This is a genomic window from Winogradskyella litoriviva, assembly GCF_013249065.1.
GTDB lineage: Bacteria > Bacteroidota > Bacteroidia > Flavobacteriales > Flavobacteriaceae > Winogradskyella > Winogradskyella litoriviva.
In genome coordinates, this window is sequence record NZ_JABRWQ010000008.1 from 78,055 (window position 1) to 90,886 (window position 12,832).

General features: G+C 31.0%; 13 protein-coding genes. 6 read left to right on the top strand and 7 right to left on the bottom strand.

The features are described 5' to 3' along the window. Positions 1-119: 119 nt before the first annotated feature. Positions 120-758: a lipoprotein gene (locus HNV10_RS16035; protein WP_173302411.1), complete on the top strand. Its 639-nt coding sequence runs from the start codon at positions 120-122 to the stop codon at positions 756-758. A gap of 16 nt (positions 759-774) precedes the next feature. Here the strand turns inward: HNV10_RS16035 and HNV10_RS16040 are convergent, their stop codons facing one another. The 3 genes from HNV10_RS16040 to HNV10_RS16050 all read right to left on the bottom strand — a co-directional run bounded on the left by HNV10_RS16040 (position 775) and on the right by HNV10_RS16050 (position 2,746). After that, positions 775-1,662, bottom strand: a complete 888-nt coding sequence (locus tag HNV10_RS16040) for a dienelactone hydrolase family protein (RefSeq protein ID WP_173302412.1) — start codon at positions 1,660-1,662, stop codon at positions 775-777. 103 nt (positions 1,663-1,765) lie between these two features. Further along, complete coding sequence (locus HNV10_RS16045) at positions 1,766-2,146, bottom strand: hypothetical protein (protein WP_173302413.1); 381 nt, start codon at positions 2,144-2,146, stop codon at positions 1,766-1,768. Positions 2,147-2,155: 9 nt separating this feature from the next. After that, entirely contained in the window at positions 2,156-2,746 is a 591-nt protein-coding gene (locus tag HNV10_RS16050; RefSeq protein ID WP_173302414.1) for an FMN-binding negative transcriptional regulator, read from the bottom strand. Positions 2,747-2,844: 98 nt separating this feature from the next. Between HNV10_RS16050 and radC the strand changes: the two genes are divergently transcribed. The 4 genes from radC to HNV10_RS16070 are packed head-to-tail and all read left to right on the top strand — an operon-like array spanning position 2,845 to position 6,366. Next, a complete protein-coding gene (gene radC / locus HNV10_RS16055) occupies positions 2,845-3,543 on the top strand; it encodes a RadC family protein (protein WP_173302415.1) in 699 nt (232 codons plus the stop codon). Positions 3,544-3,566: 23 nt separating this feature from the next. Continuing rightward, the gene (locus tag HNV10_RS16060) at positions 3,567-4,862 is read left to right on the top strand and encodes a polysaccharide deacetylase family protein (protein ID WP_173302416.1); all 1,296 of its coding nucleotides are present in this window, start codon (positions 3,567-3,569) and stop codon (positions 4,860-4,862) included. Further along, positions 4,859-5,545, top strand: a complete 687-nt coding sequence (locus tag HNV10_RS16065) for a YjjG family noncanonical pyrimidine nucleotidase (protein ID WP_173302417.1) — start codon at positions 4,859-4,861, stop codon at positions 5,543-5,545. The genes HNV10_RS16060 and HNV10_RS16065 overlap by 4 nt, the downstream gene beginning before the upstream one ends. Positions 5,546-5,556: 11 nt before the next feature. After that, positions 5,557-6,366: a hypothetical protein gene (locus HNV10_RS16070; protein ID WP_173302418.1), complete on the top strand. Its 810-nt coding sequence runs from the start codon at positions 5,557-5,559 to the stop codon at positions 6,364-6,366. Positions 6,367-6,383: 17 nt separating this feature from the next. On the opposite strand, the gene HNV10_RS16075 is transcribed toward HNV10_RS16070, so the two are convergent. Next, a complete protein-coding gene (locus HNV10_RS16075) occupies positions 6,384-7,661 on the bottom strand; it encodes a replication-associated recombination protein A (protein WP_173302419.1) in 1,278 nt (425 codons plus the stop codon). A gap of 141 nt (positions 7,662-7,802) precedes the next feature. On the opposite strand from HNV10_RS16075, the gene HNV10_RS16080 reads away from it, so the two are divergent. Beyond that, positions 7,803-8,588, top strand: coding sequence for a rhomboid family intramembrane serine protease (locus HNV10_RS16080; protein ID WP_173302420.1), 786 nt, complete (start codon positions 7,803-7,805; stop codon positions 8,586-8,588). A gap of 17 nt (positions 8,589-8,605) precedes the next feature. Here HNV10_RS16080 and rlmB read toward each other — a convergent pair whose 3' ends face one another. The 3 genes from rlmB to HNV10_RS16095 all read right to left on the bottom strand — a co-directional run bounded on the left by rlmB (position 8,606) and on the right by HNV10_RS16095 (position 12,734). Next, on the bottom strand, positions 8,606-9,340 hold the full coding sequence (gene rlmB, locus HNV10_RS16085) for a 23S rRNA (guanosine(2251)-2'-O)-methyltransferase RlmB (RefSeq protein ID WP_173302421.1): 735 nt from the start codon (positions 9,338-9,340) through the stop codon (positions 8,606-8,608). A gap of 68 nt (positions 9,341-9,408) precedes the next feature. Then, positions 9,409-11,040, bottom strand: a complete 1,632-nt coding sequence (locus HNV10_RS16090) for an aryl-sulfate sulfotransferase (RefSeq protein ID WP_173302422.1) — start codon at positions 11,038-11,040, stop codon at positions 9,409-9,411. A gap of 44 nt (positions 11,041-11,084) precedes the next feature. Beyond that, on the bottom strand, positions 11,085-12,734 hold the full coding sequence (locus HNV10_RS16095) for a BamA/TamA family outer membrane protein (protein ID WP_173302423.1): 1,650 nt from the start codon (positions 12,732-12,734) through the stop codon (positions 11,085-11,087). Positions 12,735-12,832 lie beyond the last annotated feature (98 nt).

Here is a 12,832-nt window from a genome sequence, read left to right on the forward strand (position 1 = left end):
CAAAATCTTGAGATTAATTATATAATAATTCATAAAACAAAACGTTAATATTTTAACTAACCAACACATAAGCTTATAGCACACGATTACGTTTCAATCATTAATCAATCTTATCAATTATGAAACGAATCGTTTATGTCTTATTCTTCGCTTTAATGCTATCATCCTGTTCTTCAGATAACGACGATAATTTACAAACCACCAGCTCCAATTTTTACGCACTAACCGTTGGTAACCAATGGGTTTATAAAAACTATAAATATAATGCTGAAACTGAAGATTATGAGGATACAGGTGTTGTAGATAGTGTAAGTATTATTGGTACTGAAACTATTAATGATAATGTGTATTATAACTTTAAGCGTGTTACCACAGGAAATGAGGAAGGTATTACATTATGTAATGCCAATGGTGAACATTATGAGTTATTGAGAGATTCTTTAGGTTATTTAATTGATGATGGCGGAATGATAAAATATGCTAATAATGATTTTACAGAAAGAACAATGAGTCAACAAGATTGGGGAACTATTTATGATCAGCTTGTTGCTTTAGATAATGAAATAACAGTTGAAGCTGGCACTTTTGAAAGCTCCTATACGCAACGTTACGTTATACTATCTAATGGAGAACAAGCTAATGGCTTAGACCACTATTATTATGCTGATGGTTTTGGTTTAATATTTGACACCTCTTCTTTTGTGTCTGATGATATACCAATTATTAAAAGACGCTTAGATTCTTATGTTATTGAGTAAGATTTATAAATAAAAATTATTTTAAGTGTTTCTTAAAAAAAGCAATAGTACGTTCCCAAGATAAGGTTGCAGCAGCTTTGTCATATCGAGGTGTAGTGTTATTATGAAATCCATGATTTACTTCAGGATAAATGTAAGCGGTATATTCAATTTTATTGTCTTTTAAAATTTTTTCAAAAGCAGGCCAACCTGCATTTACTCGTGTATCCAATTCACCATATTGAAGTAGGAGAGGTGCTTTTATTTTTACAGCATCTTTCGCTTCTGGTTGTCTACCATAATACGGAACTGCAGCACCTAATTCTGGTAAACGAACAGCCATCATATTAGCAATCCATCCTCCAAAACAAAAGCCAACAACACCAACGTTTCCATCGCAATTCTCATGATTTTTTAGATAATTGTACGCTGCAATAAAGTCTTCTAACATGTCTTGTTGGTTACGCTTTTTTTGAAGAGCGCGTCCATCATCATCATTACCAGGATAACCACCAAGAGGAGATAAAGCATCTGGAGCCAGGGATATAAAGCCTTCGGTTGCTGTGCGTCTGCCAACGTCTTCAATATATGGATTTAAACCTCTGTTTTCATGTACAACAATAACACCAGGTAATTTTGTTTTGTTATCTTTTGGTTGAGATAATAAGCCTTTTATTTCGCCGCCACCTTTAGGTGAGTTGTAGGTAATGTAATCCGAATCTAATGTTGGGTCATCTGGTTGTACTAGTAAAGTGTTTACGTAGTCTGGAGACATAAAACTCATTAGTGATGAAAGCGTTACACCACCAACAGCATACAATGAAAGCTTTTCTACAAATTGCCTTCTATTAAGTTTGTTGTGTGCATAATCATCATACAAATCAAAAACTTCTTGTGTAATGTCTTCTTTCTTTAAGTCTTTCATGCCTATGAGTTTTTATTAAAAATTAAATAAAAGCTTAAGTTACAATTTTTTAAATGTGTAGTGTTTTAATTTGTAATTATTTAACACGCTGTATTAGAAAGGATTACTCACTAAAATTTAATGGTCTTTCCTCGTCGAATTTTAAATCAATCTTAATACTATTAGTATCTAAAAATTCTAGTATACCTAATATTTTTTTAGATTCTCCAGATTGTAACTTGGTAATTGTATAATCAATTTCAATAGGTGTTGTTTCAATATTTATAGAATACGTCATCTTTCCTTTTTCTCCATGTAAAGAAAATTCTTTACCACCAAGTATTTGTCCTTGACTTTCAAAAGACGCATATCCTTCCGCATCAAACGTAAAGAATTCAATTTCGTTAATTCGGTCGCTTTTCCATTTGCCAATAATATCCTCTTTAGGATTTGATGTGTTAAAGATGAATAGTGAAAAGATGAAAAGTGGAAATAAATATTTCATGGTCAGTGATTAAAATATAGTTTCTAAAAATTGTTGAATACTGATTTGGTTGGCTCTAATTAATTCTTGGCGAGCAGCTTCCATATCTGTTGGTTTTTTATCTTGAGACAGTTTAAATTTTCCTTCCCAATTAGTAATTGTAATTTCAAACATTTCAATATACTTTAGGTTGGCGTCTAATCGTGGATTGTTTGCTTCTAAAGTATAATTGTGATTTGGAGCTTCTAAAAATTCTGTCATTGTAATTAGTGATTGTTTTAGAGCTGCTTTATCTTCAATGGCGTTTACATTTCCTTTTAAATGAACCTTAATATAATTCCAAGTTGGCAGTTGTGTTGCAGAATAAATACTAGGCGAAATATAACATTCTGGCCCTCCAAAAATAACGGTTATATCGTTGTTGTTTTTAAGAAGTTGAGCTTGCGGATTATTAATATCAATATGTCCTACAAGCTTTTCGTTTTTATAAATTAAAGGTAAATGTGTTATAAAAGGCTGATTATCTTTTACCGAAATAACTGTGGCTAAAGGATAAGTTTTTAGCACTTCAATCATATGGTTTTTATTGTAGTCTTGATGGTGTTTTGGAGGATAGTTCATTTCTTTTATCCTGAATAGATTTCAGAGGGTTTTAAAGGCTTTTATAATTATTATCAATTATTTAGAGGCTTAAAATTACAATTTTTTATCTTTAGAGCATGCCAGAGAAATCAAATTCATTTTCTATTAAAAATTGGTCGCAAGACGATCAACCAAGAGAAAAACTAAGAGACAAAGGAAAAGCAACATTAAGTGATGCAGAATTAATAGCCATTTTAATTGGTTCTGGAAACAGAGATGAAAGTGCAGTTGCCCTCTGTAAGCGTATTTTTGCAAGTGTAGATAATAATTTAAATGCCTTAGGTAAATTATCTATTGCTCAATTAATGGAGTTTAAGGGCATTGGAGAGGCTAAAGCTATCAGTATTGTTGCGGCTTTAGAAATAGGAAAGCGAAGACGACTAGAAGATGCTTTAGAATTAGATAAAATAGCATCTAGCCGTTCTGTTTTTGAAGTTATGCAACCCATTATTGGAGATTTACCACACGAAGAATTTTGGATTTTATATCTCAATAATTCAAATAAAGTGATAAAGAAAAATCAATTAAGTAAAGGCGGAATTACGGGTACTTTAGTAGATGTGAGGTTAGTACTTAAAAACGCTTTAGAAGTTGGTGCAATTGCATTAATTTTGTGTCATAACCATCCTTCTGGTACTTTAAAACCAAGCCAAGCTGACAAGGATATTACTCAAAAGTTGAAATATGCAGCCCAGAGTTTAGATATTTCGGTATTAGATCATCTTATTGTTACAGAGAAAGCGTACTTTAGTTTCGCAGATGAAAATATTTTATAAAACTGAATACTGCAACTAAAAATATGCTACTAGTTTATACTCATAAAATTACTCCACGCGTAACCTATACCTTTAAGCATATTTGCAAGCGTATTTTGGGTATTGATGTTGGTTTTACATCTAAAGTTGAAGATTTTATAGCACATGATAGTCTTAAAATGTCTTATGCAAAACAGCCTTTAAGTCATGAGTTATTCATTAGAAGCCATGATTTATTGTTTGAACATGGTCTATCTGATGTAGAAGTGAACGTACAACAATGGGAAAACACTAAAGGTTTTTTTGCTACTGGCGAGCGTAGCGCTTTACCTTTTGATATTTTTGCAGCTTCATTTTATTTACTCAGTAGGTATGAGGAATATCTTCCACATGTAAAAGATGATTATGGACGGTTTTTAGCATCAGAAAGTATTGCATACCAGCACAAATTCTTACAACAGCCAGTTGTTGATATTTGGGCTTATAATCTTAAAGCTGTTTTAAAAGAGCGTTTTCCAGATTTTCAATTTCCTGTTCAAAATTATAAAGTTTTGCCAGTAATAGATGTTCCAGTAGCATACTATTTTAAGTATAAAGGCTTGTTAAGAACAATTGGCGGTTCATTGAATGATATTTTTCGTTTTAAATTAAGGCAATTGTATACGAGATATTTAGTGTTAATGGGTTTTAAACGCGATCCTTATGATACATTTAAATGGATAATTAGAAAACAGAAAAAGTACAATTTTAAATTTATGGTACTATTTTTAATAGGCGATTATTCAACTTATGATAAAAATATAAATACAAATAAAAAACAATTTATATCGCTTATAAAATCTGTTGCAGATTATTGTGATGTTGGTATTAAAGCTTCTTATTTTTCTTTAGATGATGTTCAGATTCTGAAAGAAGAAAAGCTTAAAATGGAAGCTATAACACATACTGGTTTAAAAGCGGTACGTCATTCGTTTTCTAAACTTAATTTACCTACGTCATATCGTAATTTGGTAGAGTTAGAAATAAATCAAGATTTTACAATGGGTTATATTGATACCTTAGGTTTTAGAGCTGGTACATGTACACCTTTTCAGTTTTATGATTTGGATTATGAAGTGCAAACACCACTAAAAATTAATCCATATCAATGTTTAGATTTTGCCTTACTTAAATATAATTCAGAATTAGATAAAACAGAACATTTGCAAAAAATAATTAATGAAGTTAAAGCCGTAAATGGTACATTTATCCCTATATTTCACAATTATACTTTTAGTGATTTACAACGTTGGAAAGGGTTTAGATCATTGTTTAATTTAATATTAGAGTCGGTAGAATGAAAAAGCAAATAAATCATGTTTTTTTCGACCTTGATCATACACTTTGGGATTTTGATAAAAACTCTGGATTGACGTTTGAAAAGATTTTTAAGCTTAATCAAATTAATGTAGAGCTTAAAGATTTTTTGCCTGTTTATGAGCCAATTAATTTAAAATACTGGAAACTTTATCGAGAAGAAAAAGTATCAAAATCCGCTTTACGTTATGGTCGGTTAAAGGAAGCCTTTGATGTTATAGGCATTTCTGTTCAGGATGAAATGATTAATCATTTATCAGAGGCCTATATTGATCATTTAACAACATTTAATCATTTATTTGATGGTACTTTTGAAATTTTAGACTACTTAAAAGACAAGTATAAATTACACATTATTACTAATGGATTTGAAGAAGCCCAAGAAAAGAAAATGATATCTTCTAATATTAAACAATACTTTAAAACCGTTACTAATTCTGAAATGGTAGGAGTTAAAAAGCCTAATCCAAAAATCTTTAATTTTGCCTTAAATTCAGCAGAAGCAAAACCAATAGAAAGTATTATGATTGGTGACAGTTTAGAAGCCGATATAGAAGGTGCACATAAAATTGGTATGGATACCATTTATTTTGATTACAAAGATTCTGATAAATCAAGTAACTTTAAACGAATTACAACTTTAAAAGCAATAGAAAATTACCTTTAATATTTAAAACTATGTTGAAAAAAATAATATTTACAATTTCATTTATTCTCATAAGTCTATTTGGAATGGCACAAAAAGATATTAATAATTACAAGTATATTATTATACCAAAGGAATTTAGTTTTTCCAAATCTGAAGACCAATATCAGTTAAATTCCTTAACTAAGTTTTTGTTTAATAAGCATGGTTATGAGGCCTACTTTATTGATGAATTGCCAGAAGACGTAAAGTCTGATCGTTGCAATGGCTTAAGAGTTAGCGTGTCTAAAGAAAAAAGTAGTATGTTTAAAACAAAGGTGGAGATTACAGTTAAAGACTGTTATGATAATGTTGTACTGACGTCAAAAATTGGAGAATCTCGACTTAAGGTTTATAGTAAAGCATATAATGAGGCATTGCGAGATGCATTTGAAACTTTTAAGAATCTAGATTATAAATACAATGCTGAAGAAAAATCTGAAGCACCAAAAGTAGTAAAAGAGCATACAACTACAGATGCAATAGCAGTAAAGAAAGTTGAAAAGAATGAGGTTAAAACTTCGTTAGAAGGTACTATAAAAAAGGAAACACCTAAAGCTATTAAAGAGAATGGGCCAAATAAAGTGAAGCGAGAATTGTATTATGCGCAGGAAATTTCTAATGGTTTTCAATTGGTGAATTCTGAGCCAAAAGTAGTAATGATACTTTTAAACACTCAAGCAGAAAACGTTTTTTTAGTAAAGGGAAAAAGTGCCATTGTTTTTAAAGAAGATGGGTTTTGGTATTACTCTGAAAATGATGGGGAATTAGGAGAAAAACAATCAATGAATATAAAGTTCTAATATATAGCAAATAAAAACTAATAACCATATTTCTCTTTCCAAAGCGTTTTTAGAAAATGACGTTGTGCTTGTTCTCTAGCATTGTTTCCTGGGTTATATAAGGTTGTGTTTGCGATTTCTTCTGGTAGAAATTCTTGAGAGGCAAAGTTATTCTCATAGCTATGCGAGTATTTATACTTGTCTCCATAACCTAATTCTTTCATCAGTTTGGTTGGAGCATTCCTAATAGCCAGTGGTACGGACAAATCACCGGTTTCTTTTACCAATTGTTGTGCTCTATTTATGGCTTCATAAGCGGCATTACTTTTTGCAGAACTAGCTAAATATGTAGCGCATTGGCTCAGTATTATTCGAGATTCTGGATGACCAATTACCGAAACAGCTTGGAAAGTATTATTAGCAATCACTAAAGCTGTTGGGTTAGCATTACCTATATCTTCACTGGCCAATATTAAAAGTCGTCTTGCAATAAATTTTACATCTTCACCACCTTGAATCATTCGCGCTAAGTAATAGACAGCAGCATTTGGGTCGCTTCCTCGAATCGATTTTATAAAAGCAGAAATAATATCGTAATGTTGTTCGCCTGTTTTGTCGTAACGAGCTGCTTTATTTTGTATTTGTTTTGTGACTAAATCATTGGTGATTATAATTTGATCATCTTCAAAAGAAGCTACTAATAATTCAAAAATATTAAGTAATTTTCTGGCATCGCCTCCAGATAACCGTAACAAGGCTTCTGTTTCTTTTAGTTCAATATTTAATTTTGAAAGTTTCGTATCTTCTTTCATTGCACGTTGCAATAAGGCTTCTAAGTCAGCTTTACTGAAGGCATTTAAAGTGTAAACTTGACATCTCGACAACAATGCAGAGATAACTTCAAAACTTGGATTCTCCGTAGTTGCTCCAATTAATGTTACCCAACCTTTTTCTACTGCTTCTAACAATGAATCTTGCTGAGATTTACTAAATCTATGGATTTCATCAATAAATAATATGGGGTTTTTAGCAGTAAACAAGCCACCACTTTTTTTAGCTTTATCTATGACCTCTCTAATATCTTTTACGCCAGAATTTATAGCACTTAGTTTAAAGAAAGGACGTTCAGATTCGTTTGCAATTATATTAGCCAGTGTAGTTTTACCTATACCTGGTGGTCCCCAAAAAATCATTGAAGGAATAACACCACTTTTTATTTGATGATACAGTATACCATCTTTACCTACTAAATGTTGCTGACTTAAATAGTCATTTAAAGTGTTTGGTCTAAGACGTTCTGCTAAAGGCGTATTCATAATTCAAAATTACAAAATGCATTTGTGATACTTATTGAATTTTGATTTAAAATATTAGGTGTATTCATTTCTTGATTATGACAATATTGCAGATATCTTTATTTTGGACATAAATTTGAAAGAGTTTCAGTAAATTATAGCATGAGTAACAACCAACATTTCAAATATTCTAATAGCATAATTGTCTATCCGTTGATAATTTTGTTTACCGTTTGGTTGGTGTTTTGGTATCAAGTAAGAATTGATGGAAGCATAAAGAATTTTGGTATTAGACCACAAAAGTTAGAGGGTTTAATTGGTGTAGTCACAAGTCCGTTTTTGCATGGTGACATTAACCATATTTATAATAATTCAATCCCACTTTTTGTTCTTAGCTTATCATTATTTTATTTCTATAATAAAATTGCATGGAAAGTTATTGGCTTTGGGATTCTATTATCTGGTATATTAACTTGGCTCATTGCAAACAACGGTAATCATATTGGAGCGAGTGGTTTAGTTTATGTACTTGTTAGCTTTATATTTTTTAAAGGCATTTTTGCTAAACATTATCGACTAATTGCATTATCTCTATTAGTTATTTTCCTTTATGGAAGTATGATTTGGTATGTATTTCCTATTAAAAGTGGTATGTCTTGGGAAGGGCATTTATCAGGCTTAATTACAGGTTTAATCTTTGCATTAATTTTTAGAAAACAAATTGCAAAGCCTAAGCGATATAAGTGGGAAGAACCACATTACAACGAGGACGATGATCCATTTATGAAACATTTTGATGAAAACGGAAATTTTATAGAATTAGAACCAGAAGTTGAACTTGAAACTGAAAATAGAATTGAAAAGGATTTAAATTTTAAATCCAATGAGAACCCTAACTCAAACGTCAATTATATTTTTATAAAGAGTAAAGATAATACTGATAACTGAATACTTTAAATATATTATTAACTGCGTTGTCTAACAGCTTCATACAAAAAAGCACCGCAAGCTACAGAAACATTTAAAGATTCAATTTCTCCTAAAATAGGAAGTTTAGCTTGATCATCTACGACTTTTAAAACTGAAGGGTTAATTCCTCTACCTTCAGAACCCATGATTATTGCACAAGGTTCTTTAAATGAAACATCATACAAATAATTTTCGGCTTTTTCAGTAGCTGCAATTACTCTAATGCCTGATGATTGCATATGGAAAACAGCGTCCTTTATATGGTCTACTTTACAAATAGGTATTTTAAATATGGCACCAGCACTTGTCTTTATAGTATCTCCATTTATTGGTGCACCACCTTTTTTCTGAATAATTATACCATTAACACCAGTACATTCTGCCGTTCTTACAATTGCGCCAAAATTTCTAACGTCGCTTAAATGATCTAATAACAAAAATAAAGGAGTTTTATCAGACTCAAGAACACTCGATACTAAATCATCAATATCATGAAACGCAATTGGAGATATTTGTGCCACAGCACCTTGATGATTGCCTCGTGTTAAACGATTCAGTTTTTCTACAGGTACATAAGATGAGTTGATGCTCTCAGAACGTATAATACTCTCTAATTCTTTAAAGAGGTCGCCATGTAGTCCTTTTTGCATAAAAACCTTATCAATAGTTTTACCTGATTTTACGGCTTCAATAATAGCTCTAATACCAAAAATTGTGGTTTCGTTTTCCATGCTGTAAAGGTATAAAAAAACCATCCTGATTTTGAGATGGTTTATGAAATATATTAAGTAGATTGAGATTAATGTTTAATTACTTTTTTTGAAACATTATTAGATCCTGAATAAATTCTTAAGAAATAAATACCATTTGATTGATTAGACAAGTCTATGGCTTTAGTGTTAGATTCAATTATTTTGCGTCCAAGGGTGTTATAGGCTTCAATTTTGTCTATCGTTTTATTAGAGTCGATAGCTATTGAGCCTTTGGTAGGATTTGGATAAAAACTAATGTCAAACTGTTCAAAATCTGAAATACTTAAACTATAACATGCACTTAAATCTGGATTGAGCTCTATTGGGTCGCTAGGTGTTAAATCCTTATCTATAAAAGCAGCATATTCTGGTTTATACTTTAAACTTCTAAAAATTGTATTTGCAAAAGTTGAAGGTTCGGTTTCTTGTGAAGACACAGTTCCATTATTAGAATTAACAGGATTAATATATTCCCAAACTATAGATTCATTTGGTGTTATTTCAAACATTCTACCGTTAATACCTTCGCAAATTAAAGTATTTCCGTTAGGTAATCGTTGTGCGCTACTTAATATACCAGAGAAAAAATCTGTTGGAGACGCAGAATTACTGTATATATAATCTGGTGCTACTGGACCAAATGCAGTATTTGATTGATAGGTGTAAACACCAGGGCTATCGGTTTCTGGATTAATAATAAAAACTTCAGAAAACATAGGGTTTCTTCCATTTCCATTATTAAATACTATTATTTTCCCAGCATCTAAGATTCCATTTTCTATTACATAAGGGTAATGCTGTCCATAAAGTTGCCGATCTGCTTCGGTCCCTTGGTTATAAGACTGCGGATTTCCCCAACGGTATAAAAAATCACCACCTTTATTGTATGTGCCTCCAGAATTAGTAGCCGCTTCGGCAGTAGAAGTAGAGTGGTCTATAATATAAATTTCACTTAAATTTCTTGAGCTAATTATTATCTGATCTAGCACAGGATTGAATTGAATAGAATTAAAATGAAGCCAATTAGAGGCTCCAGATCCGCCATTTAAAAAGTTTATGTTTAATTTTTCAGGACTTAATCCCACATCTCCAAAATTATCTTTGCTATTATCAAAATCCTGAACAAGATGATCTTTCACATTCCATTCCCATACAATTGTAGCACTGTTTGCTCCAACAGGAGTCACTTCTATAATCTGCTCATTGTATAAATCAGTTTCTGATAATTCGGCAGGATTTCTGCCTGCTTGAATGGCTTCAGCATTTGTCATTCTAGTTACCGCCAAAATAAGCACATTCCCATTTGGCATCGGATAAATGTCGTGATGTTGCCTCATCATTGGAGTATCGTAAAAATATTGCCAAGTTAGATTGCCTTCCCAATTATAAATCTCTATAACACCACCTTGTCCACCAAAGGTAATATCAGAACTGCTAGTTCTGCCTGCTCTTAAGATGTCTCCGTTTTCTAATAAATAAACGGCATTACCAGGAGGGAAACTACTAGTCCACTGATTAATAACCTCTCCACAGTTATTAATAAGATAAGTTTCTGTATGCGATGTAAATAATGTGTATCCGTCATAAACACCTTCAGAAATTGATGTTGTGCCAATAGTATTTTGGGAAAAAACTACATTTATGGAAATTAATAAAGCAAAAAGTAATTTTCTGTGCATAGCTTATTTTTGTTAGAACAAATCTACCGTTTTATTTTAAATCCTTAAAAAGTAGCTGTTAAACTTAAGTGTACTTTTGAATTTGATAATTTAAAAGAGGTATTTTCTGTTTTGCCACTTGAGTAATTTAAACGGAATAATCCTGCATTGGTAATTAAACCTAATCCAAAACCAAATCCAAAAAGCTTTTCTTTGCTGTCATCTATTTTGTTTTCAAAATATGCAGCATCAAAAACAGAATGCACATATAGCGTATTACTTAAGCGATATCTATATTCGGTGTTCAAAACACTATAAAGATTAGCTACTAAACTATTTTCTTCAAAACCTCTTATAGAATTAATGCCTCCAAATCGAAAAAGCTCATTGTCTAAATAATTACTAGAGGTTACAGTAGCGCCATTTAACCTTGTGTAAATACTATTTTTATTATTTAGGTTAAAGATTTTGTAAGTATCTAATGTAAAAAATGATTGTTTTTGAGAACCGAGGTTGTTATCTCGATTACCATAGCCAGAGGAAAAATTAAACCAAAAATTAACAGGAAATAATGGGTCTAGCGATTGGGTTTTAATGTAATTATATTGAACTGTAAAGAAGGATGAGGTGTAATTGTTTAATACGTTAGTATCATTTTCTAATAGATTGGTGGAATTGGTTGAAGTTATACCTATACTAATTTTATGTTGTGCATTTATCTGGTAATTTATTTTTGCATATTGATCAGTATTTAAAAAAGTAGAATCCTTTCTAAATATTTTTAAACCAACCTGAAGCCCTATAGGAGTTGAGAATAAATAAGGCAAATCAGTTTCAACTTTAAAGGTTTGCTGATCTAGCTCATCGCTTTTATAAAAAAGGTTTAAGGTTTCTCCGTAGTTAAGATTGTTTATTAACCTTAAATCTAAGTAGCCATCAAATTCAATCTTGTTAGTGTCTTCATTGGTTCCAAAACCTAAAAAACCGTCAAAATTATTCGTTTTAGTTTTTTCTACGTATATATATAAGGTAGTAGAATCTTGAGTAAAAAGTACTTCTGGGTCTTTAATTTTATTGGCGAAGCGTAAATCGTTTAATAAATTAACCTTTCTTTTTACAGCATTTATGTTAAAAGATTTATCAGTCTTTAATTTTAAGAAATGTTTCAAATAAGACTTTGGGAAGTTTTCATAACCTTTAATAATAATATTATCAAGTCGTCTTTTTTCATTAGAGTTAACTTTAAGTTCCGCCGAAATTAAATCTGGCTCAAGTTTGGTGAGATTAACAAGTTGTATACTAGAGAAGGGGTCACCTTGTTCAATTATTTTTGAATTTATAATATTCAAATAACTTTCAAGTTCAAAAATTGCTATTTCTATATAGTCTTTATTTGCGGAATAGTCTAACAAATTAGAATAGGTCTCTTCGATATTAGAATTAAAATAAATTCTTATGCGATTAACCTTGTTTCCTAAAATGAGTTTTGCTTCAAAAAGCGAATCGTTTTGTTTTTTTATGCTTTCAATAGCAGTATCTATAAAACCATGTTTGGTTAATTTACGCCTTAAATTTTCAACTTGAATTCGTAGACTCGCGTAATCTTTAAATTGTTTGCTATAATTTACAGAATCTATAACTGAAGTTTTTTCGTCATTCTCGCCTAAAATCTTCAAATTAATGGATTGTCCTGTACTTTGATTAAAAAAAATCATAGTGAAAACTAATAAAAAAAATTTATTGCAATAAGGCATGGACACTAAATAGAATAACTTTTAAACTAACGTAAAAATAACCGATATTATATATCCTT

Bases quoted from the DNA above. Each gene is read 5' to 3' on its own strand.
- HNV10_RS16040 (WP_173302412.1), bottom strand. From the start codon at position 1,662: ATGAAAGACTTAAAGAAAGAAGACATTACACAAGAAGTTTTTGATTTG.
- HNV10_RS16050 (WP_173302414.1), bottom strand. From the start codon at position 2,746: ATGAACTATCCTCCAAAACACCATCAAGACTACAATAAAAACCATATG.
- HNV10_RS16095 (WP_173302423.1), bottom strand. From the start codon at position 12,734: ATGATTTTTTTTAATCAAAGTACAGGACAATCCATTAATTTGAAGATT.
- HNV10_RS16065 (WP_173302417.1), top strand. From the start codon at position 4,859: ATGAAAAAGCAAATAAATCATGTTTTTTTCGACCTTGATCATACACTT.
- HNV10_RS16035 (WP_173302411.1), top strand. From the start codon at position 120: ATGAAACGAATCGTTTATGTCTTATTCTTCGCTTTAATGCTATCATCC.
- HNV10_RS16070 (WP_173302418.1), top strand. From the start codon at position 5,557: ATGTTGAAAAAAATAATATTTACAATTTCATTTATTCTCATAAGTCTA.
- HNV10_RS16045 (WP_173302413.1), bottom strand. From the start codon at position 2,146: ATGAAATATTTATTTCCACTTTTCATCTTTTCACTATTCATCTTTAAC.
- HNV10_RS16060 (WP_173302416.1), top strand. From the start codon at position 3,567: ATGCTACTAGTTTATACTCATAAAATTACTCCACGCGTAACCTATACC.
- HNV10_RS16090 (WP_173302422.1), bottom strand. From the start codon at position 11,040: ATGCACAGAAAATTACTTTTTGCTTTATTAATTTCCATAAATGTAGTT.
- rlmB (WP_173302421.1), bottom strand. From the start codon at position 9,340: ATGGAAAACGAAACCACAATTTTTGGTATTAGAGCTATTATTGAAGCC.
- HNV10_RS16075 (WP_173302419.1), bottom strand. From the start codon at position 7,661: ATGAATACGCCTTTAGCAGAACGTCTTAGACCAAACACTTTAAATGAC.
- HNV10_RS16080 (WP_173302420.1), top strand. From the start codon at position 7,803: ATGAGTAACAACCAACATTTCAAATATTCTAATAGCATAATTGTCTAT.
- radC (WP_173302415.1), top strand. From the start codon at position 2,845: ATGCCAGAGAAATCAAATTCATTTTCTATTAAAAATTGGTCGCAAGAC.